Annotated in this window: 22 protein-coding genes; 9 read left to right on the forward strand and 13 right to left on the reverse strand. The window is 56.8% G+C overall.

The genetic code is table 11. From position 1 onward, the window contains the following. Positions 1–203 precede the first annotated feature (203 nt). Positions 204–1,457, reverse strand: coding sequence for a CaiB/BaiF CoA transferase family protein (locus NBV64_RS14925; RefSeq protein ID WP_009454794.1), 1,254 nt, complete (start codon positions 1,455–1,457; stop codon positions 204–206). A 25-nt stretch (positions 1,458–1,482) separates the two neighbouring features. Further along, positions 1,483–2,469, reverse strand: coding sequence for a Bug family tripartite tricarboxylate transporter substrate binding protein (locus NBV64_RS14930; protein WP_009454792.1), 987 nt, complete (start codon positions 2,467–2,469; stop codon positions 1,483–1,485). A 149-nt stretch (positions 2,470–2,618) separates the two neighbouring features. On the opposite strand from NBV64_RS14930, the gene NBV64_RS14935 reads away from it, so the two are divergent. Then, complete coding sequence (locus NBV64_RS14935) at positions 2,619–3,419, forward strand: IclR family transcriptional regulator domain-containing protein (RefSeq protein ID WP_022983221.1); 801 nt, start codon at positions 2,619–2,621, stop codon at positions 3,417–3,419. Positions 3,420–3,423: 4 nt separating this feature from the next. Here NBV64_RS14935 and NBV64_RS14940 read toward each other — a convergent pair whose 3' ends face one another. Genes NBV64_RS14940 through ribBA form a run of 6 tightly spaced genes read right to left on the reverse strand, consistent with a single transcriptional unit; the run spans position 3,424 to position 7,602 of the window. Beyond that, positions 3,424–3,930 (reverse strand): CinA family protein, encoded by a 507-nt coding sequence (locus tag NBV64_RS14940; RefSeq protein ID WP_250756042.1) that lies wholly within the window; start codon positions 3,928–3,930, stop codon positions 3,424–3,426. Then, positions 3,927–4,448 (reverse strand): phosphatidylglycerophosphatase A family protein, encoded by a 522-nt coding sequence (locus NBV64_RS14945; protein WP_009454786.1) that lies wholly within the window; start codon positions 4,446–4,448, stop codon positions 3,927–3,929. The genes NBV64_RS14940 and NBV64_RS14945 overlap by 4 nt, the downstream gene beginning before the upstream one ends. A gap of 9 nt (positions 4,449–4,457) precedes the next feature. Further along, positions 4,458–5,420, reverse strand: a complete 963-nt coding sequence (gene thiL / locus NBV64_RS14950) for a thiamine-phosphate kinase (protein ID WP_250756043.1) — start codon at positions 5,418–5,420, stop codon at positions 4,458–4,460. 13 nt (positions 5,421–5,433) lie between these two features. Then, positions 5,434–5,949 carry a transcription antitermination factor NusB gene (gene nusB / locus NBV64_RS14955; protein WP_042488795.1) on the reverse strand — a complete coding sequence of 172 codons (516 nt, stop codon included), beginning with the start codon at positions 5,947–5,949 and terminating at the stop codon, positions 5,434–5,436. After that, entirely contained in the window at positions 5,903–6,421 is a 519-nt protein-coding gene (ribH, locus tag NBV64_RS14960) for a 6,7-dimethyl-8-ribityllumazine synthase (protein ID WP_009454781.1), read from the reverse strand. Before ribH ends, nusB begins: the two co-directional genes overlap by 47 nt. Before the next feature lie 14 nt (positions 6,422–6,435). After that, positions 6,436–7,602, reverse strand: a complete 1,167-nt coding sequence (gene ribBA / locus NBV64_RS14965) for a bifunctional 3,4-dihydroxy-2-butanone-4-phosphate synthase/GTP cyclohydrolase II (RefSeq protein ID WP_009454780.1) — start codon at positions 7,600–7,602, stop codon at positions 6,436–6,438. A 115-nt stretch (positions 7,603–7,717) separates the two neighbouring features. Between ribBA and NBV64_RS14970 the strand changes: the two genes are divergently transcribed. Together NBV64_RS14970 and NBV64_RS14975 are read left to right on the forward strand one after the other, a co-directional pair. After that, on the forward strand, positions 7,718–8,545 hold the full coding sequence (locus NBV64_RS14970) for an IclR family transcriptional regulator (protein WP_042488803.1): 828 nt from the start codon (positions 7,718–7,720) through the stop codon (positions 8,543–8,545). A 119-nt stretch (positions 8,546–8,664) separates the two neighbouring features. After that, the gene (locus NBV64_RS14975; RefSeq protein ID WP_022983223.1) at positions 8,665–10,194 is read left to right on the forward strand and encodes a CYTH and CHAD domain-containing protein; all 1,530 of its coding nucleotides are present in this window, start codon (positions 8,665–8,667) and stop codon (positions 10,192–10,194) included. Positions 10,195–10,335: 141 nt separating this feature from the next. Here the strand turns inward: NBV64_RS14975 and ftsY are convergent, their stop codons facing one another. Beyond that, positions 10,336–11,427 (reverse strand): signal recognition particle-docking protein FtsY, encoded by a 1,092-nt coding sequence (ftsY, locus tag NBV64_RS14980; protein ID WP_425541758.1) that lies wholly within the window; start codon positions 11,425–11,427, stop codon positions 10,336–10,338. Between the two features lie 370 nt (positions 11,428–11,797). Here ftsY and rsmD point away from each other — a divergent pair, with 370 nt between their 5' ends. The 3 genes from rsmD to NBV64_RS14995 all read left to right on the forward strand — a co-directional run bounded on the left by rsmD (position 11,798) and on the right by NBV64_RS14995 (position 13,297). Continuing rightward, complete coding sequence (gene rsmD / locus NBV64_RS14985) at positions 11,798–12,427, forward strand: 16S rRNA (guanine(966)-N(2))-methyltransferase RsmD (RefSeq protein WP_009454775.1); 630 nt, start codon at positions 11,798–11,800, stop codon at positions 12,425–12,427. A gap of 20 nt (positions 12,428–12,447) precedes the next feature. Beyond that, the gene (gene coaD / locus NBV64_RS14990; RefSeq protein ID WP_009454773.1) at positions 12,448–12,954 is read left to right on the forward strand and encodes a pantetheine-phosphate adenylyltransferase; all 507 of its coding nucleotides are present in this window, start codon (positions 12,448–12,450) and stop codon (positions 12,952–12,954) included. Positions 12,955–13,039: 85 nt separating this feature from the next. Next, positions 13,040–13,297 (forward strand): YfhL family 4Fe-4S dicluster ferredoxin, encoded by a 258-nt coding sequence (locus NBV64_RS14995; protein WP_009454772.1) that lies wholly within the window; start codon positions 13,040–13,042, stop codon positions 13,295–13,297. 62 nt (positions 13,298–13,359) lie between these two features. On the opposite strand, the gene NBV64_RS15000 is transcribed toward NBV64_RS14995, so the two are convergent. After that, complete coding sequence (locus NBV64_RS15000; protein WP_031232400.1) at positions 13,360–13,752, reverse strand: MOSC N-terminal beta barrel domain-containing protein; 393 nt, start codon at positions 13,750–13,752, stop codon at positions 13,360–13,362. After that, a complete protein-coding gene (locus NBV64_RS15005; protein WP_250756045.1) occupies positions 13,749–16,448 on the reverse strand; it encodes an AsmA family protein in 2,700 nt (899 codons plus the stop codon). Before NBV64_RS15005 ends, NBV64_RS15000 begins: the two co-directional genes overlap by 4 nt. A 273-nt stretch (positions 16,449–16,721) precedes the next feature. Between NBV64_RS15005 and NBV64_RS15010 the strand changes: the two genes are divergently transcribed. Next, the gene (locus NBV64_RS15010; protein ID WP_009454769.1) at positions 16,722–18,002 is read left to right on the forward strand and encodes a bifunctional O-acetylhomoserine aminocarboxypropyltransferase/cysteine synthase; all 1,281 of its coding nucleotides are present in this window, start codon (positions 16,722–16,724) and stop codon (positions 18,000–18,002) included. Between the two features lie 148 nt (positions 18,003–18,150). Here NBV64_RS15010 and NBV64_RS15015 read toward each other — a convergent pair whose 3' ends face one another. Next, entirely contained in the window at positions 18,151–18,567 is a 417-nt protein-coding gene (locus NBV64_RS15015) for a YidB family protein (protein WP_022983226.1), read from the reverse strand. 215 nt (positions 18,568–18,782) lie between these two features. On the opposite strand from NBV64_RS15015, the gene NBV64_RS15020 reads away from it, so the two are divergent. Further along, entirely contained in the window at positions 18,783–19,703 is a 921-nt protein-coding gene (locus NBV64_RS15020) for a delta(1)-pyrroline-2-carboxylate reductase family protein (RefSeq protein ID WP_009454766.1), read from the forward strand. 112 nt (positions 19,704–19,815) lie between these two features. Then, positions 19,816–20,556 (forward strand): flagellar brake protein, encoded by a 741-nt coding sequence (locus NBV64_RS15025; protein WP_009454764.1) that lies wholly within the window; start codon positions 19,816–19,818, stop codon positions 20,554–20,556. Here the strand turns inward: NBV64_RS15025 and NBV64_RS15030 are convergent. Next, positions 20,553–21,167: a nucleotidyltransferase family protein gene (locus NBV64_RS15030; protein WP_250756046.1), complete on the reverse strand. Its 615-nt coding sequence runs from the start codon at positions 21,165–21,167 to the stop codon at positions 20,553–20,555. The two genes, NBV64_RS15025 and NBV64_RS15030, sit on opposite strands and share 4 nt — an antisense overlap. Between the last annotated feature and the right edge of the window lie 76 nt (positions 21,168–21,243).

Below are 21,243 nucleotides of genomic sequence, written 5' to 3' on the forward strand. Positions count from 1 at the left end.
GGCTCAGTTGAGCCTTAAGCGTAAGAAGCAGCTTCCCCCTACTGAGTCACGAGGCCTAGGCCAGGATCTGACCTGTATTTCAGGTAGCAGGGGCGGTGTCAATCAGACACTACTTCTGCCACAAGTCCATACGCTAAACTAGGCCTGCGCCTCGACTCTGACACTGGTTCAAATTCTGGTTTGGCTTCGGCTTTTAACCCTGCTCAAGCCTGGTTCCGGTTGCGCCACTGCTTCAGCTCCGGGCTATCGGCTCCCAGCAAACTCTCCAGCGCCTGCTCGGTATGCTCGCCCAATTGTGGCGGAGCCATACGGTAGGACACCGGGCTATCTGAAAAGCGCATGGGGCTGGCCGTCATGCTGACCTTGCCAGCCTGACTATGGTCCAGCTCGATACGCATATTCCGGGCCTGAACCTGCGGGTGCGAGAACACGCCGTGCAGATCATTGATAGGTCCAGCTGGCACGCCAATCTTGTCCAGCGTTTCCAGCCAGTAAGCGCTAGGATGCTGTTGCATCGCGACGCTCAGAATCTGCTCCAGCTCATCCCGGTGCTTGACCCGCTGACTGTTAATGTTGAAACGCGAATCCTCAACAATTTCCGGGTGTCCAATTGCTTCGCAATAAGCCGCGAACTGACGGTTATTGCCGATAGCCACAATAATGTGACCATCTGCCGTCGGGAACACCTGATACGGCACCAGATTCTGATGTGCATTACCGGCTCGCTTCGGTGCCTGCCCACTGACCAGATAATTCATGTTCTGGTTCGCCAGCATGGCTACCTGACAGTCCAGCAAGGCAATGTCGATATGCTGCCCCAAACCACTGCGTGAGCGTTCAAACAAGGCGGCCAGAATGCTGCTGGTGGCATACATGCCCGTCATCAAGTCCGCGACGGCAACCCCCGCTTTCTGAGGACCACCGCCGGGCTTGTCATCACGTTCGCCCGTCAGACTCATCATGCCGCCCATGGCCTGGATCATGAAGTCATAACCCGGACGCTCGGCATAAGGGCCTGTCTGACCAAAGCCGGTAATCGAGCAATAAATCAGGCGAGGGTTGATCTCTTTCAAGCTGGCGTAGTCCAGGCCGTATTTAGCCAGACCACCCACCTTGAAGTTCTCCACCAGAATGTCGCATTCCCGCGCCATGGCACGCACCACATCCGCCCCTTCCTGGCTGGCAATGTCCAGGCTGATCGACTGCTTGTTACGGTTGGCCGACAAGTAATAGGCCGCTTCAGCCGTATCTTCCTTTTCAGGTGTCTGCAAAAAGGGCGGGCCCCAGGCGCGGGTATCGTCGCCGGTTTCGGGTCGCTCTATCTTGTAGACATTGGCCCCCAGGTCGGCCAGGTTCTGTGTGCACCATGGGCCAGCCAGAATGCGTGTCAGATCCAGAACCCGGATACCATCCAAAGGGGCAGGACGCGTCGCCTGCGAGGCGTGCTGATCGCTCACGTTACAGTGCTCCATTCAAAAACAATTAGTCCAGCGTGATATTGGCTTGCTTGATCAGGCTGCCCAATTTCTCGTCTTCCTGACGCAGGAACTCGGCGTACTCGGCAGGGGTGGAGGAAATGATGTCCACGCCCTGACGACGGAAGGTTTCAACAAACTCGCTGTTCTCGCTGACGGTTTTCATGGCCTGGCTCAGGCGATCAATAATTTCAGTAGGCGTGCCGCTGCTGACGTGGAAACCAAACCAGGCTGTCACGTTATAGCCCTGGTTCAGGCCCAACTCTGCAAAGGTTGGAACCTCTGGCAACAAGGAGGAACGCTCCGGACCGGACACAGCCAGGGGACGCACAGTATTGGCGTTGATGTGCGTAATTGCGGTGCCCATGCTGTCGAACATGAAGGAGATGTGACCACCTAGCAGATCGGTCATGGCAGGTGCGCTGCCACGGTAAGGAGCGTGGATGACGTCGATATTGGCCATCGTGGTAAAGGCGGCAGCCGACAGGTGCGAGGACGAGCCATTACCAAAGGAAGCGTAAGTCAGATCATCGGGCTTGGCGCGAGCATGACTGATCAGCTCCTCGCCCGTATTGAATGGGCTTTGCTTGGCGTTCACCACCAGCACGTTCTGCCCTTCCGCCACCAGAGAAACAGCGGCCAGATCCTGCGCCGGATCGTAAGGCAGTTTCTTGTAAAGGTGGTTGTTCACCACGGCCTGACCAACCGCAGCCAGCAGGACGGTATAGCCATCGGGGGCAGATTTCGCGACGAAGTCCGTAGCGATAATGCCGCTGGCACCGGGCTTGTTTTCCACAATGATGATCTGGCCCAGATCCTTGGACAGTTGCTGCGCGACACCTCGGGCAATCACGTCAGTCACACCGCCCGGCGTAAAGGGCACAACCAGACGGATAGGCTTGTCCGGATACGCGGCTTGCGCGCCCAAGGAACAAAACAACAAACCCATTCCGGCCAGAAGAGGAGCCACTTTACGGGCTAGAATTTTTTTCATGCATCACTCCAAACTTATTTTGTCCGATAATCGAACTTGATTATTAAATTGCTAAGTCTTGTTTTTTTTACAATTTATCATCGATAATTCTTGTGAATCCCATCAAGTTCGTTAATCGAACAAAACTAGACCTTGCCACTTCCTGAGCCATGACAACAAATAAAGAGACAGGCCCCGCCACCAGCAGCTACAAAGGCGACCCGGATTACATGCAATCGCTAGCCCGTGGTTTGCAGGTGATTACGGCTTTTTCAGATAGAAGACGCCCATTGCGGGCCGCAGAAATTGCCCTGAAAACGGGTCTGGCACGGGCGGTGGTGCAGCGCTGCCTCTACACGCTGCAAGCCCTGGGCTATGCAGAGCAGGAAGGTCCGTTCTGGAAGCTGCGTCCGGCGATTTTGCAGCTGGGCCATGCCTACTTTTCTTCGACCTCCATCGTCAGTCTGGCCCAGCCCATACTGGACGACCTGAGTGACCGCGTCGGTGAAACCTGTGCACTGGCCTTGCTGGATGGAGACGAAATTCTGTATCTGGCACGCGCCCAACGACAGCGTGTACTGACTGTGTCTTTAGGCTTGGGTAGCCGCCTGCCTGCTCACTGCACCTCTATCGGGCGAATGATGCTGTCGCAGTTGCCGCAAAGCAGGCTGGATGCCTACCTGGAGCTGGCTCCCTTCAAGATCATGACGCAATACACCGCCCATACTCGCGAGGCTTTGCTGCGCGAATTAAAGCAGGTACAGGAAAAGGATTATTCCTTGATCAAGGAAGAACTGGAACTGGGTCTAACGGCCATTGGCGTACCCGTGCGCAGTGCCAGCGGGCGCGTTGTAGCCGGAATGAGCATCAGCATCAAGGACTGGCAGGATACGGAAGAAAAGCTGATCCAGCGCTGCCTGCCCGAACTACGTTCGAGCGCCAGGCAGCTGGGTTTGATGTTACCGGCCTGAGCAATCAGGCGGGATTGAGCATGGTCAGCGCACTGGCCAAGGCGTATTCCACGGCCTGCTGACGGATTTGGGTCCGGTCTCCATCAAAGATACGAGCAGAGGCGCGGGTCACAATGCCATCACCCCGGCGCTGTGCAAAACCGAAGCACACCAGGCCAACCGGCTTGCCCGCCGTGGCTCCATCCGGACCGGCAATGCCGGTCGTGGAAATAGCCAGTTCCGCATCTGCAGTGGCTTCCAGCGCACCCGCCGCCATTTCCATGGCGGTTTCCTCGCTGACCGCGCCAAAACGATCCAGGGTGTCCTGGTTCACGCCCAGTTCCTGAACCTTGGCCTTATTGCTGTAAGTGACCAGACCGCGCTCGAACCAGGCGCTGGAGCCGGGCAGGTCCGTCAGGGCAGCAGCCAGCAGGCCACCCGTACATGACTCGGCGCAGGCCACCATCCAGCCGCGATCTTTAAGGGCTCGCCCCAGGGCCAGGGCGGCATTGCCATGCTCGTAATCGCTCATGAGAACACTCCAAAACGTACCAAGACAGCCATCAGCAACAAGGTATAGCCTGCCGCCAGGAGATCGTCCCACATAACGCCAAAACCATTATGCAGACGACGATCAAAATAGCGGATTGGCGGTGGTTTGAGAATATCAAAGAAACGAAATAAAACGAATGCGATGCCCTGTGCAAGCCAGGTCTGCGGAATCAGCCACAGCACCAGCCAGAAGGCGACCATCTCATCCCAATTCATGCCGCTGTGATCGGACACGCCCAGGTCGTAGCCCGTGCGGTGGCAAGCCCAGCAGCCAATGAAAAAGGTAAGTGGCAAGAAAATGGCCATTTGCGTGTCGGTCAGCACATGCAGACCCAAGACCCACAAGACCCAGGCCAGCACCGTGCCCCAGGTACCCGGCCCCGGACGCAATACGCCGGTACCGCCGCCAAAGGCAATCAGGCGCCAGGGCTTTTTCACCACCCAATCCAGGGTAGGACGTTGAATGGGATTCAAGGAAGGATCAGGAAATGTGCTCATGACACAGACTCAGCCACCAAAATGATCGAAACCGCCCTGGGCAGGGGCAGGATGCAGACCCTGTTGATCACGCACGTACACCCCGCTACCAGCGTGCATGGAGCCAATACGGCTAAGCTGCACGCCTTCGCGCTGGGCCAGCGCCATGATGGACTCCCGTTGTTGGGGAGCCCCCGTAAAACACAATTGAAAAACGTCACCACCAACCAGAACCGCTTCGCGTTGCAGCTCGGCAGGCAACCCATTTAAGGAAGGATCCAGCGGCAAGGCGTCCCAATCCAGATGGGCGGCACATTGGCTGGCTTTGGCGATATGGCCCAGGTCTTGAACCAGGCCATCAGACACATCAATGGCAGCATGAGCCAAACCTGCCAGGGCATGGCCCAGGCGGTAAGGCGGCCAGGGCTGTTCCAAGGCTGGGCGGCTGGCAGCCAGACGATCCGGGTCCGCAGCCAGTCGACCTTGCAGGAGGCGCAAGGCAATGTCTGCCGCCCCCAACGTCCCCGTCAACCAGATGTCGTCACCAGCTTGAGCCGCACTGCGTTGCAAGGCCTGCCGCACCGGGACTTCACCCAGCACCGTAATGCTGATGACCACCCCTTGCTTGCTGCGCGTGGTATCGCCACCGATCAAGGGGCATTGCGCCTGATCGGCCAGTTCAAACAAACCTTTGGAGAATGCGGCCAGCCACTCGGGCCGGACTTCGGGCATGGACAAAGCCAGAAGGCAGGCTCGTGGCTTGGCCCCCATGGCGCCCAGGTCCGACAGGTTCACGGCCAGCGCCTTGTGCCCCAAGAGAAAGGGGTCCACATCGGGAAAGAAATGTTGCCCTTCGATCAATAGATCCACGCTGCTGGCCAGTTGCCAGCCGGGTGTTGGAGTAAAAAGGGCGCAGTCGTCGCCCACTCCCAAATAGCCTTCGGGAGCGGGACGATTGAAATACTGCTGGATAAGACCGAACTCGTTCAGCACGGCACGCCCCGTTTTAGCGGCGGGCCTGCTTGGCAACTTCAGGTGCGCGTACGTCGGCGGCCAGTTTGTCCAGCACGCCGTTCACGAATTTGAAACCGTCGGTACCGCCAAAGGACTTGGCCAGTTCAACGGCTTCGTTAATGGCTACGCGGTAAGGCACTTCAACGTGATGCACCAGTTCGTAGCTGCCAATCAGCAAGATGCCGTGTTCGATGGGAGAGAGCTCTTCCAAAGGACGATCCACATACGGCAAAAAGCGTTCGCGCAGCACAGGGGCTTCGCGCATGACGCCGAACAGCAAGGTTTTGAACCAGGCTGCGTCGGCTTCGCCAAACTCCTCGTCGCCCCGGATATGGGCGTCGATGGAGGTGGCTTCCTGCAGGCCATCAGCACCTCGCAACAGCCAGGAGTAGATGCCCTGCAGGGCAAATTCGCGCGAGCGGCGGCGCGCGGATCGTCCGTTGGCCTTGCTGGCCGGGACTTTATTTGTCGTCGTCAAGATCTTCGTCCTCGTAATCTTCGTCCTCATCGTCGTCCAGCTCGGGTTCGAGGACGGCGATAAGATTGCCCAGCTCGACCGCTGTACGGGCGCAATCGCGACCTTTTTCAGCAGCACGAATCTCGGCTTGTTCATCTGTGTTGGTGGTCAGTACACCGTTGGCAACAGGAATACCGGTTGCCAGGGAGACTTGAGTAATGGCCGAAGCGCTTTCATTGCTGACCACTTCAAAGTGGTAGGTGTCACCGCGGATAACAGCACCCAGAGCGATCAGGGCATCAAATTCGCCGGTTTCAGCCATCTGGCCCAGGGTAATGCCCAGTTCCAGCGCACCGGGGACGGACAGAACGGTCACGTCGCGCTCGTCTACACCCAAAGCTTCCAGCTCTTTCAAGCAGGCTTCCAACTCGGTCAGACCGATGGATTCATTAAAACGCGCACGCACAATACCAATGTGCAGACCTTCCCCATTCAGGTCAGGGGTAACAATGTAAGGATTCATGTTGGAAGCTCCGCTTAGGATTGAGAGTCTGGTTCGCTATGGTAACCCGTCACGGTCAATGCAAACCCGGCCATGCTTGGCATTTTACGTGGTCGCGACATCAAACGGGCTTTACCAACATTGAGGTCACGCAAAATTTGTGCACCAATCCCGTAGGTGCGCAGATCGTTGCGGCTAGGGCGACCGCGTGGCGCCTGGGCCGGGCTGTCTGCAGCCCAAGCCTGAATCTGCTCGAAACTCTCTTCTTCGGAGCTCTGGCAGTTCATCAGCAAGACAACACCGCTGTCGGATTTGGCCACGGTACGCAACGCAGTGGGCAGGGTCCAACTGTGGCCCACATCCCCCTCGATCAGAACATCCAGCACGGTAGTCGGTTCATGTACACGCACCAGGGTTTCCACTTCCGGGCTGATTTCACCGTGCACCAGTGCCAGATGCAAGCCACCGGAAGACAGATCGCGGTAAGCGTGGCATTCAAATTCGCCATAAGGAGTCTTGACGGACTTCTTGTGCAAACGCTCGATCATGGACTCGTGTTCGCTGCGGTACTGGATCAGGTCCGCAATGGTGCCAACCTTGATGCCGTGTTCGCGGGCGAACACCAGCAAATCGGGCAAACGCGCCATGGTGCCGTCAGGATTGAGCACTTCACAAATGACAGCAGCCGGGGTCAAGCCTGCCATCGCCGTCAAATCGCAGCCCGCTTCGGTATGACCGGCACGCACCAGCACACCACCTTTGGCCGCCTTCAAGGGAAAAATGTGGCCAGGCTGCACCAGATCAATCGGACGTGCATCACGGGCCACGGCCGCTTGCACAGTACGGGCGCGGTCAGCAGCGGAAATGCCGGTCTCCACGCCTTCAGCCGCTTCAATCGACACCGTGAAGTTGGTGCCAAAGCGTGTACCGTTGCGGGTGGCCATCAAAGGCAGGTCCAGCTGACGGCAGCGCTCTTCGGTCAGCGTCAGGCAAACCAGACCGCGGCCATGCGTCACCATGAAGTTGATCGCCTCGGCATTTACGAATTCGGCGGCCATGACCAGATCGCCTTCGTTTTCGCGGTCCTCTTCGTCAACCAGAATAACCATGCGACCGGCGCGCAGCTCTTCAACAATCTCTGGAACGGGAGCGATTGGACTGGCGCCCAGTTGACCAGCGTCGGACTGAATTTCTTGATTCATCGTGCTCTTTGCTCAGACAGATAATAATTAAGGCCATTTTACGACACCCAAGGCCCGGCGGGCAGCTTCATTAGTCGGTACACTTGAAGACCGTGCCAAACCGCTCCAAACCCCTATGACCGAACCCATTTTGCCTGCTCTGGACGAAAAGCGTCGCCGTATCCAATCCATTGAAACGGGTTTTGGCCTGTTGAAAGTGCTGGTAGATAGCGGACAACCCATGATGTTGCGAGATCTGGCCACGCAAGCTGGGATGAGTTCGGCCAAAGCCCACCCGTATCTGGTCAGTTTTACCAACGTAGGACTGGTGCAGCAGGCTCCGGCTACCGGCCTGTACGAGCTTGGGCCGTTTGCCTTGCAGATGGGTTTGGTCAGCTTGCAAAGCCAGAACCCGGTGAAGATTGCCCTGCCCCTGGTTCAAGCCTGGGCCTCGCGCATCGGGCACACCCTGGGCTTGGCGGTGCTGGGCTCACACGGACCCACCATGGTTCATATCAGCGAGGCCAGCTACCCGGTCCATGTAAACATGCGCTGCGGCACGGTCATGTCCATGCTGCACACGGCCACCGGCCACGTCTTTGCCGCCTGGCTGCCCCCTGAGGTGGCGCGCCACTACATTGAGCGCGAGGCAGGCGACAGCGCTGTTGTCACCAGTATCAGTCCGCTGCGCCCCAGCCCCAAAGAACTGGCTGCCATGCTGGAAAAAATCCGTGAACAAGGTGTGGCACAGGCACTGGGCAACCCCTTGCCCGGTATTGATGCCCTGTCCGTCCCCGTGTTTGATCACTCCGGCCAGATTGTGCTGGCCCTGACCAGTCTGGGCCCCAGTACGCTGTTTGATGCCAGTATCAACAGCCCCATCCTGGCTCAGTTGCGACAGTGCGCCAACAGCATTTCACACCAGTTGGGCTGGCGCGAGCCACTAGGTACTCCCCCTTTATAAAACTTGACATGACTACACACACTTATACGGGTGTCGACACTTCAAGTTTGGCTGGTTTACATGCAAAATAATCGTTTTATCCGCCCACCTGCTGTGGGTGATTTCTCGAGTGCGATGCTGTGCTAGAACAAGAACTGAAATTTTTTGTACCCGAGAGTGCCCGTCCCGGTTTATTGACCGCCTTTGACGCAGTACGCACGGGTAGCATTACCTTAAATGCCATTTACTTTGATACGCCCGAACGCGATTTGGCGCGCTCGAGTATCGCCTTGCGTCTGCGCAAGGAAGGCGAGCAATGGGTTCAGACCGTCAAACTGCCCGGTCCTGATACCCTGTCCCGCATTGAAATCAATCACCCCCGTCCCGGCCCGGAACTGGACCTGAGCCTGTATCAGGACACACCCGCCCACGCTGCGCTGGCTCGTTACGCGGATCAAATCCAAGCCCGTTATCAAACCCGCATCCAGCGCGAGCTGGCCCTGATCAAGCAAGGCCAGTCTGAACTGGAGCTAGCCTACGATGTGGGCCATATCGAATCCAATGGTTTGAAGCTGCTGGTCAACGAGCTGGAAATTGAGCTGATCAAGGGCGAGAGCCTGACCATGTTTGAGGTTGGCCAGCGCTGGCTGTACAAACATGGCCTGATTCTGGAGATGCGCAGCAAGTCCGAGCGTGGTGATGCCCTGGCCAGTCTGGCGGACCGCCGCCGGGCCAAATCGGAAAGTCTGGATCTGACGCCCGAACAGGTAGCTGCAGCCCTGACCCGCAAAGCCTACGACCTGCCCAAACCGCATTTTGTTGACACCGAAGATCTGGAACAGTTTTATAGCCTGAGTGCCACCATGAGCCTGGAGCAGGTCATTCGCAATGCCGCCTTGCTGGCCGGCGTGGATGGCATACGTCCGGACTCTTCCCGTCAGGCTGACTATCTGGCCTTGATGCGAGTGGGTCTACGCCGTCTGCGCTCCTGCCGCAAGTTGTTCAAAATGTGGCTATCGGCTAGCGAAGGGTATGCCAATACGCGCCTGACACATTATTTTGGTCTGTTTGGTCAGGCACGCGACCATGACCTGGTACACCTGGAAATCACCCCCTTGCTGCTGCAGGCGGGAATGCCCGGCCCCGCACCTGAGCCTACTCCTGCCCATCTGGAGCACGACCCGGTCCAACTGGCCAGTGCAGCCGAGTTTCAGTCCCTGCTGTTAAGTAATCTGCAAAGCCTGATTTGCGGCCCTACGCTGGAACTGAACGGTGTACCTCAGCCCGAACATTTGATCGAAGCCCGTATCAGCCGCTGGTTCCAGACAATTCAACTACGCAGCCAACGCTTTGCGCAGATCAGCCAGGACAAGCAGCATCGTTTGCGCAACCGGATCAAGAGCCTGCGCTACTGCCTGGAGTTTTTGCCCAGCGCAGCCGACAAGCAAGGGCTGCACAAAGTACTGCGCGAATGTCAGGCCTTGATTGGTGCAGTCACCGACGTGGACGTGGCGCTGGATTGGTATGCCCAACATGCGGCCAACCCCGAACAAGCGCAGTTTGCGCGGGACTGGCTGACGCATGCCCGCCAAGGTCGTGCCGCCCATGCACAGCATGCGCTCAATGCCTTGGATCAGCATCAGCCGCAAACAGAGCTTCTGCGACGCTGAACGCCAAAAGCACTGAAAAGCCCACTGTGCACTGAGCCTTTGCTTGCTACTGCGTAGCGCTCTTTTCCTGGTCGGCCCGGGGATAAAAAAGCGGCGATGTCTTTACAGGCATCGCCGCTTTTTTGACAGCCAAACTTGGATTTAAGCGTTCATGCCCAACAAGGCCGACGCAAACTCACGGGCCACAAAGGCTTGCAGATCCTGCATGCCCTCGCCCACGCCAATCCAGTACACCGGAATAGGACGTACGCCTTGCGCACAGGCAGCAACGGCAGCCAGCGTCCCGCCTTTAGCCGTACCGTCCAGCTTGGTAACCACCAGGCCAGTCAGCCCCAAGGCCGCATCAAAGGCACGGATCTGGGAAATGGCGTTCTGGCCGGTATTGCCGTCCACAACCAAGAGAATTTCATGAGGAGCCTGACCATCGGCCTTGCCGATGACGCGCTTGATCTTCTTGAGCTCTTCCATCAGGTGAAGCTGAGTTGGCAAACGGCCGGCGGTATCCACCATGACCACGCCCATATCGCGGGCACGGCCTGCATGCACAGCATCAAACGCCACCGCGGCGGGGTCACCACCGTCTTGAGCAATAACACTGACGTTATTGCGGGTGCCCCATTCAATCAGCTGTTCACGAGCGGCAGCACGGAAGGTATCACCGGCGGCCAACAAGACTTTTGCGCCCTGCTCCTGGAAGGTGTGAGCCAACTTACCGATAGACGTGGTTTTACCTGCACCATTCACCCCGGCAATCATGACTACCAGTGGTTTGCTCGATTCCAAAGGAAAGGATTTCTCCAGGGGCTTCAAATGATCGGTCAGGATGTCACACAGGATCTGTTTGACCTGGGCCGCATCGCTGACTTTTTCTTTACGGACACGAGCACGCAAGGCGGTAATCAGTTTCTCGGTAGCCTCAACACCCGCGTCTGCCATCAGCAAGGCGTCTTCCAGTTCCTCGAACAAGGTTTCATCAACCTTGGCACCGACGAACAGACTGCTCAGGCTCTGGCCTGTACGCGACAAGCCCTGCTTCAAGCGTGCCATCCAGGAAGTTTTCACCACAGGCGCGGCGGCTTCTGGCTCTGGCGTCGGGGCAGGAGCTGGTTCAGGCTGTGGCGCAGGAACTGGAACAATCTCTGGCTCCGGTTCAGGAGTCGGCTGTATCTCGGGTTCTGGCTGCGGCACCGGCTCGGGAATTGGCTGCACCTCGGGTTCAGGTACAGGCTGCACTTGCGGCTCGTGGACACGGGCAGGCTCTGGGGTCGGGACACTGGCCGGGGCCGGTTGTGGCACCTCTGGCTGCGTGGGCGTAGACTCGGAAGCAGCGCGATGTTCAGCCTGACTGGCTGCCTGGCTATCCAAAGCCACAGCAGGCGAGGCCACCGGCGTTTGAACCGGCGTGCTTTGCTCCTGCGATACAGCGGGGGATGCATCTGCCGCGTCAGCCTGGGGCTTAGACGGGGCAGGAGAAAGCGGCTCGGTCAGCTCCGTTTGAGTGACTTGTGGCTCTGGCTTGGCCTTCTTTCTTTTAAAAAAACTGAACATACGATTTACACTAGAAAATTCTGTTGAATGACCACATTATCCGATCAAAGCGCTAATGAGAAAACATGCTGTCCGTATTGTAGGTGGTGATTACCGCCGCACACCGATTTCAGTCGTCGATGCACCCGGTCTGCGGCCCACCCCGGATCGTGTGCGCGAAACGCTGTTTAACTGGCTTAACCACTTCTGGGGCGGTCAGTTCAGCGACAAGAACGTGCTGGATCTGTTTGCCGGTAGCGGAGCCCTGGGCTTTGAAGCGGCCTCGCGCGGTGTCGCCTTTGTACAAATGGTGGAACGCCACGGACCCGCTGTCAGCAATTTGCGCAGCCTGCGTACCAAACTCAAGGCAGACCACGTCCGTATCCATGCGGGCGACGCCCTCCATATTCTGGAGCGCAGCCAGATGCGCTACGATCTGGTCTTCATAGACCCGCCTTTTGCGCAGGACTGGATGGAACGTATCTGGCCCTTGCTGCCCAATGTGCTGGCACCGGACGCACTGGTTTACATTGAGTCCGAAACCCCTATACAAGCCCCAGATCAATACGGGATACTACGACAGGATAAGGCAGGGCAGGTACATTATCATTTGTTGCGATTTGCTGCGATGCAAAAAACAGTCAATAATGCCGAATTTTCCGGGACGCCTGCACCGCTCCCCCCGGACTCCGACCTGCCAACTTGAACCACTTACGCGGATGCACCATGATCACAGCTGTTTACCCCGGCACCTTCGACCCCCTGACACGAGGCCATGAAGACTTGGTCCGGCGAGCCGCCAACCTTTTCGATCACGTTGTGGTCGGTGTGGCCTCCAGCCAGAACAAGCGCCCTTTCTTCACCGTTGAAGAGCGTGTTGAGATCGCCTCCGAAGTGCTCAGCCACTATCCAAACGTGGAAGTGAAAAGCTTTTCCGGCCTGCTCAAGGACTTTGTGCGCGAGCAAAATGGTCGCGTTATCGTACGTGGCCTGCGCGCCGTCTCCGATTTTGAGTACGAATTTCAAATGGCGGGCATGAACCGTCACCTGCTGCCCGAAGTCGAGACCATGTTCATGACTCCTTCGGATCAGTACCAGTTCATCTCCGGCACTATCGTGCGCGAAATTGCCATTTTGGGCGGTGATGTAGGCAAATTTGTGTTCCCGTCCGTGGAGCGTTGGCTACAAACCAAAGCCAAGGAACGCAATCAGCAAACGGTTTCAGCCACCTGAACTCGCCCTGCGCAGCGGTCCGTACTACACTGTGGGGTGACCGACTGGTCAAATCCAAGGACCACGCTTATCAGGACACTGCGCTATGGCACTGCACATTACTGAAGAATGCATTAACTGCGACGTTTGTGAGCCGCAGTGCCCTAACCTGGCTATTTACATGGGCGAGGAGATCTACGAGATCAATCCCAACCTGTGTACAGAATGCGTCGGCCACTTTGATGAGCCGCAGTGTGTGGTAGTGTGCCCGGTCGAATGTATCGAGGTTCACCCCCAGCATCAGGAAAGCCAGGAAACGCTGCTTGCCCGCTATCACCGGCTGCAGTCCGAACCTACGACATAAGCAGAAAAAAAAAGCCCTGCCATGAGCAGGGCTTGTTCTATATGGATCACCGCGCAGACAGCTTACTCAGCCTGGGGCAAACGCTTTAACAGACGCAGCGGCTGGCCTGTATAGCGGCTGAACCACTGGGCAGGCAAATCCCCTTCGTCTACCAATTGCACGGATTGCCCATTTTCCTGCCACAGGGAAAAGGAATCCGGATCGTCTTCAATAACGTCCACTTCGATATCCAGGCGCAACATGCCCGGAGCGCGCAACACCAGCTGGCCAAAACGCAGTTCCATACTAAGCTCGGCCAAGGCAGGCAGCGCATCGGCAGCCAGGACCTGCCCCTGATCGTTCCCCAGCACCCATCGCCCCTTGCAGGCCAGTGCCTTGCCGTCACTAAGGGACGGGCCGCCTTGCAACAGGCAAACCGTCTGGTCAGGCGAACTTAACGCTGAACTTGTGCTCATGGCTTGAACCACTGCTTCATGGCTTCGCCCACGGTTTGTGGAACCTTGGCCCCCAACTCTTCCTTGATGATCTGCTTCACCTCGGACTTCACATCGGGGGTGGACTCTGCTTTAGCTTCTGACGCTTGTTGGCTCAACAAATCCAGCAAACCGTCTTGCAGTGCCTTCTTGATGGAGTTGCTGGCAATATCTTTCCACTGAATCTGGTAGGACAGCCCTGTCCAGGGACCGGAGATATGGATAGGAATCAGCACATTGCGCAGGTCCTGGAAGGACTTGCGCTCTTCCACGGCCAGATTGTTGTGGTTCAGGCGAGCCTGCAAAGTCACATCTGCTTGTTGATTTACCAAATCCAGCGTGGCGCCTTTAGCCGCTGTCACCGTCAGAATCGGGGTGGTGGCCCGTAAATTACGGAAAGTCGCTTGCCCTTTCTTGATATCCAGACTGCCCTGCAAACGGTTCAACACCGTGCGGCGCAAAGGATCGGACTGGGGCAGCAGCAAAGGAATCTGACCGCCAAAGGCATTGCGCACGGCTTCGTTGATATCGCGCACGCTCTGGTCCAGATCAACGCTGCGCCAGCTGCCGTCATGTAAATCGACCGTCAGGCCACCTTCCAGAGCATTCAGACGCTCCTGGCTTGTGGCGCCTTGAGCCTTCAGGTTCAGATCCACATTGCCCTTGCCTGCCAGGTAGTCATTGCCGAACGCATCCAGCAAGAGCGAACCGACCTGCATTTGCTGCAACTTCAGGCCCAATTCGAAGCGCTTGCCGGGCTCAACCTTGGCCTTGGCCTGAAGCTGACCTTCATACGCCTGCGCATTGAACTGCGACAAATTGATCAACTGACCCTGGTTCTTGACCTGAGCTTTCACCTGATCCATCACTACACCCAGGCTGCGCAGCTTTTCGATTTCAAAACGCAGATCAAAGCTGAGCGTATCCAGCCAAGCGTAAGAGGAGGCTTCTTCAACCACTTCTTCGACTGCGGGAGCCTGCTCTGCCTTGGGCTGCTCGGCTTGTTCAGTCCCCTCTGCAGCCGGCTCCTGCTCGGTAGCGACTTCCGGCGCTTCAGCCTCTGGCTCCGGCTCCGGTGGGGTCACCACTTCGGGGGCTGTCACCCAGAAAATCGAACGCAGTTCGTCCAGGTCCAGTTTGTCCGCTTTGAGTACCGCGTTCAGCAACGGCCCTTTACCCTTATCTTGCAAGCTCACATCCAGACTGCCTTGAGCCTGCTCGGTGCTACTGCTTAGCTGCGCACTGTATTCTTGTTTGCCTTTGTTCAGGTCTGCCTGACCCGTCAGAGGCATCTCGAACCGGCTACCTGCGTCGGCCTCGTCTTCCACGCGGATATTGGCTTTAACCTCGGGCAGACGCAGCCACTCATTCGATGGCTGCCACTGCATGGGGGAACTGGCCTTCAATTGCGCCACACGGCTGCCTTGCTTGATGGCGCCGTCCAGCTTGGCCTGCTCAAATATCAATTCCTGGCTGTTACCGGACAAGCCTTGCAACGTCAAACCCAAACCCAGGACCTTGGGGCCGCTGACTTTCAGGCTGGCAACGACAGGCGAGCCTTCAGCCTGGGCAGGCGATACCTGGATACGAGGCACGTCCAGGGCCAGATCCAGATTCTGATCTTCATTTTTGCCACGAACACGCAAAGCCAGCTTCTCGAAAGACACCAGGTCGCTGACGCTGTCGATTTCCATCTTGGGCGTATTCAACGTGGCATTCAGATCACTAACCGGATAAGCGCCCAACCACTGACCTTGCAATTGGGTATCCAGATTGGTGGCGCTGAACTGGCGTTGGGCCGACTTGTAGGCCACATTGCCCTTAAGAGTCAGGCTTTGTGCCTGCAACTGGTCCAGATCACCGACAAAGCTCAAGTTCAGCTTTTGCGCGCCGTAGGATTTGGAAGCAGGGTCCAGTCTCAGCTGCCCTTGCCCTTCCAGCACACCATCCGCCACGGGATAGTCCCCCGACAAGCGGCTCTTGAAAGCCACATCAAAAGGCTGACCAAACGTCATGCGGCCCGTGTTCACTTCCAGCTGCAACAAACGGCCAATTACATTGCTGCGTTTGCTGAAGTAATGAATCTCACCCCCCTTCAGACTCAGACCCGCAATATCAATCTGGAAATCCGTTTCGCTACCCGAGCGCTTGGCAATCAACTCGGGAACGGGCAAGGACTCGGGTGCAGGCTCGGCTGTCTGAGGAGCCTCGGCAGCTTGTGCTGCGGGCAACAAGGATACGCCCGAGCGGGCAAGGGGAAGGTGAGGGCCGGCAGGCGGGGCTTGCAGCAAGTCGTCAAAATTCAGCTTGCCTTCCTCATCGCGCACAATCCAGGCTTTGAAGCCGGTAACAGCAACGTGGTCCACCACCAGGCGGTTATTGATCAAAGGCCACAAGGCCACCGCAAACCGGGCGCTTTCCAAAGAAGCGAAAGGATCTTCCGAATTACGGTCAGACAGGGACAGCCCCTGCACGGACAGGCCAATGCGGGGAAATAAAGAAAGTTCGATATCACCGTCAATCTTGAGCGTACGCTGATACTTTTGCTGGACGATGTCAGCCAGCTTCTGCTTGTACGAATTGGGATTGAATGTCAGCAGGAAAATCGCCCCGCCTACCACCGTGACAATAGCTAAAACGACGAGGCTGAATAAGCCCCGCTTAAACCATACTTTCATGTAAGCCTCTAGGACCTCGGGGCAGGATGCAACACGCCATCTGCCCGGATACGAAATGCTAACCCATGTCGGGCCATTGCGAAGTAACGAAAATAAGAAATATCCACCCGCACTTTAAAAAGCAGAGCCTGTTGTCAGTAATTCGCCATTATTACCAAAAGAAATAAAAGCATAGTATTAATGTCTGCGCCCTTAGATGCTTTTCTCTACATACAGGGGTTATGCTTGCTTTGTCTTATATAAGCCACTTGATCATCAATTCCAGAATTAACCATGAAACTAGAGACTCTCGCCATTCATGCTGGCTACCAGCCTGATCCGACCACAAAAGCCGTTGCTGTTCCGATTTACCAGACCACTTCCTACGCTTTCGACAATACGCAACACGGCGCGGATCTGTTTGACCTGAAGGTGCCCGGCAATATTTACACCCGCATCATGAACCCGACCAATGCCGTGCTCGAAGAGCGCGTGGCAGCACTGGAAGGCGGGATTGCGGGGTTGGCAGTAGCCTCTGGCATGGCAGCCATCACGTATGCTATCCAAACGATTGCAGAGGCCGGCGACAACATTGTGTCCGTCAGTAAACTGTACGGCGGCACCTACAACCTGTTCGCGCACTCCTTCCCGCGCCAGGGCATTACCGTCAAATTTGCCCAACCCAATGATATCGAAGCACTGGAAGCCCTGATCGACGACCGCACTCGTGCCGTGTTCTGCGAAACCATCGGCAACCCGGCTGGCAACATCATCGATATCCGTGCACTGGCCGATGCCGCTCACCGCCATGGCGTACCCCTGATTGTAGACAATACCGTGGCCTCGCCTGCCCTGTGCCGTCCTATCGAGCACGGTGCCGACATTGTCGTGCACTCGCTGACCAAATACATGGGCGGTCACGGCACCACCATTGCGGGCATGGTCGTGGACTCCGGTAAGTTCCCCTGGGCCGAGCACAAAGATCGCTTTGCCATCCTGAATACGCCTGACCCGTCCTACCACGGCGTGGTCTATACCGACGCCTTTGGCCCAGCCGCCTTCATCGGCCGCTGCCGCGTGGCTCCGCTGCGCAATACCGGCGCTGCCCTGGCCCCCTTGAGCGCTTTCCAGATCCTGCAAGGCATCGAAACCCTGCCTCTGCGCATGGAGCGTCATACAGAAAACGCCCTGAAAGTAGCCCAGTATCTGAACAAGCACCCACAAGTGTCCTGGGTGAAGTACGCCGGTTTGCCTGACCATCCGGATCATGAACTGGCCAAGCGCTATATGGGTGGCAAGCCTGCGGCGATTTTGTCCTTTGGTATCAAGGGCGGCATTGAAGCCGGTACTCGCTTTATCGACGCGCTGAACCTGGTGCTGCGTCTGGTCAATATTGGTGATGCCAAATCCCTGGCTTGCCACCCTGCCAGCACAACTCACCGTCAGCTCAATGCCGAAGAACTGGCCGCCGTAGGCGTGAGCGAAGACATGGTGCGTCTGTCCGTTGGCCTGGAACACATCGACGACATTCTGGCCGATCTGGAACAAGCTCTGGAAGCAGCGGCACGCGGCTAAGACCCAAAAACCTGTACAGGCCGGAATTGCTGTACAGGTTTTTCGGCATCAAGCAAAAAAGCCTGGAATCGGTATTGCACCGACTCCAGGCTTTTTTCATTCTTGGCAATACGGCCGTCAGACAGACCGTGTCACGGACGCAAGAGAATCAGGACTTGCGAAACAACTGCGTCAAACCACCCAGCAGGCTGCTGGCATCGGTAATGTGAGATGGGTCAAACTGACCATTGGGGCTGGCTTGATTGATCAAGGACGGCAGCATGATCTTCAGATTATCCAGCACGCTTTGCTGATTCAAACCCGACAGGTCCACCAATTGCTTGATGGCCGGTTGCCCCATCACGCCCAGCAAATCCTGCTGGCCGATTTCCTGATTGCTGCCCTGCGAAATCCAGGACGACACCACATCACCAAAACCACCCGAGCGAAAACGCTCGATCAGGCCGCTCAAACCGCCTGGATAGCTGCTGATGACTTGAATCAGGGCGGGCAACAAAGCGCCCTGCTCTTTGGATTTGGAATCCGTAGCCGACAAGGCCGACACAACAGAATTAAGCAAACTCATTATTTTTCTCCCCAATGCACGGCACCGCGCGTGGGCAGGTGCTGATATCAGGCCTCATTATGCCGCGACAGGCCGCCAGGCGGGGCGGATTAATTGTCAAGGTGGGTCAATAGATCACTGGCGGAAAGGCCCTATTGCCCTGGGCTGGGCCTACGCTACACTGGTTTCTCAATAGTCCGGCATCCCCCACAGACCGACTCCATGGAGACCCTGGAATGACGCAAACTTCCTATACCGTCCTGTCCTCTGAAGAGACTGCTCGTGCCCTGCCTTATCCTGAACTGGTCGCCCAGCTAGGCAAAGCCATGGCCCAGTATGCTGCTGGCACTATCGTCGCCCCAACCCGTCAAGTTCTGGACTATCCCAAAACGGGGAAAATGCTGTCCATGCCAGCGGTTTCACACGATATAGGTGTTCATAAACTGGCTAATGTGATGCTGGACAACCAGCAGCAGGAACTGGGCAGTATCCAGGGCCTGGTCAGCGTCTACGACGCCCAGAACGGTTTGCCGCTACTGATTCTGGATGCACCCACCCTATCCGGACGCCGTACTGCAGCGGTATCCATGCTGGGTATTCAAGCCCTGTGGCCCCAAGGGCCGGAGCACATTACTTTGCTGGGGTACGGACAACAGGCTGTCGCGCATTGCGATGCCATCATGACGCTGTACCCCAAAGCACGCGTCACCCTGACGGGCCGTAACCCAGACCGTGCACAGGCTGTGGCCACATCCTTGCAAGCCAGATTCGGGGACCGGGTCCAAGCCACCACAGCTGTTCCGGAAAAAACGGATGTGCTGATCGCTCTGACCTCCAGCCTGACACCCGTGTATCACGAACCCGCACGCCTTGATCGCTTGCTGATTGGCTTGGGAGCCTTTCAACCGGATATGGCCGAGTTCGAGGCCCACACCTTGCTGGCCAGCCGTCTATATGCGGATGATGTCGCCGGTGCCCGCCAGGAAGCAGGCGACCTGATCCAGGCCGGCGTGGACTGGGAGCAAGTCCACAGCATTCACCAGGCGCTGCGTACCCCAGCCCCCAAAGACAAGCCCTTGTTCTTCAAATCGGTAGGCTCGGCTGCGTGGGATTTGGCAGCAGCACGCTGCGCCCTGCAACATTTAAACCAAGCCTAAATACTTAGGCTATTAACTAGCTGACTTCACACGCCAAAGCGCGCCCAGAGTGTTACTCTGGCGCGTACAATCCCTTACAGTCACTTACCGATCTCTTTTTGCCGCCCTGCCCATGACTTCTACGCTCCCTCCCACCGAAGACGATCCGTATCAGATCCAGTCCAAATTTGAAATTCTGCGTGTTTTACAGGCTATCGAAAAAGGGGGCCTGTTACTGCACATGGAAGCCAATCAGGGCAATGACCGGATTGTCACCACCATTCTGGATATTGATCTGGACAACAACGTGGTGGTGATTGATACCGCCAACAAAGAAGAAAAAACCCGCAATCTGCTGCAGTCCGAACATACCCATTTCGAGACCTCGCTGGACAAGATCAAGGTGACGTTTCAAGGCCCCACCCCAGAGGTCGTGTCCTACGAAGGTCAGCCAGCCCTGGCGATCCCGATCCCCGAATCCATTCGCCGCTTGCAGCGACGCGAGTTCTTCCGCGTCAACGTACCCGTCAGCGAACCGGCCATGGTGATCTTGCGCTTGAATAACGAATCCAAAAGCTTTCTGCTGCACGACATCAGCGGTGGCGGCTTGTCTTTGGTGGACGAATCGCAAAGTCTGGCAGAAGTGATCGGCACGCATAAAACCGAATCCCTGCTCGAACTGCCGCAAGCCGGTTCTTTTGTTGTGGCACTACAAGTAGCGCGTACGGAAACACAGCAGTTGCCTAATGGCAAACAGATTCAACGTTTGGGCTGTACCTTCATTGACCTGTCCGCCTCCACGCAGATGGCAATTCAGCACTACATCGGCCGCCTGGAGCGCCAGCAGATCGCCAAACAGCGCGGTCACGGCTAATTGGATGTTTGAGACATCCCCAAATCGCTGGGGGTGTCCACATCGCGCAAGATCCCCTCATCCACTAAAGGCACAAACAAGGTCTGATCCTTGTTGGCTTGCAACAAGTCGCGCGCACCCTGCTCGTCTGCCAGCTCCAAAAGCGGTTGATGCCACTCCAATCCAAAGCCAACCGGATTGCCAGGCTGGCCATTAAAAACGGGGCGTACAATTCCGGCCCCATCCTGCACAGCCTGGGCCACTGCCGCTACAGTGCTTGGCCGCAACCAAGGCATATCCGCCAGCAAAACAACATACCCATAACGGGGACTGCTAGCTCGGATACCGGCTTTCAGGCTAACACCCATACCGCGGATGGCCTCAGGTGCCTGAACAAATCTGATCGGCAAGTCACCCAACTCCTGACGCAAAATCTGCTCATGGATATCACAAACAAGCAGCACCTCATCGAGCACAGACAAAGCCGTCTCACAGACGCGGCGCACCATCGTTCTACCATCTTCAGTCTTGGCCAACAGTTTCAACTGCTGGCCCGACGGATCAAACCGCCGCCCCAAGCCTGCCGCCAGAATAATGCCGGTCACCCCAGATACATGCTGCTGCCCTGCCATTGATTCACCTCTCCAGTCTCACGTGACTACTCTGTCACACCATGTCTTTTCACGCCCCTGCGTACAGGATAAATTT

The sequence above is a fragment of the Alcaligenes sp. DN25 genome (assembly GCF_023674485.1).
Taxonomy (GTDB): Bacteria; Pseudomonadota; Gammaproteobacteria; order Burkholderiales; family Burkholderiaceae_B; genus Alcaligenes; species Alcaligenes phenolicus.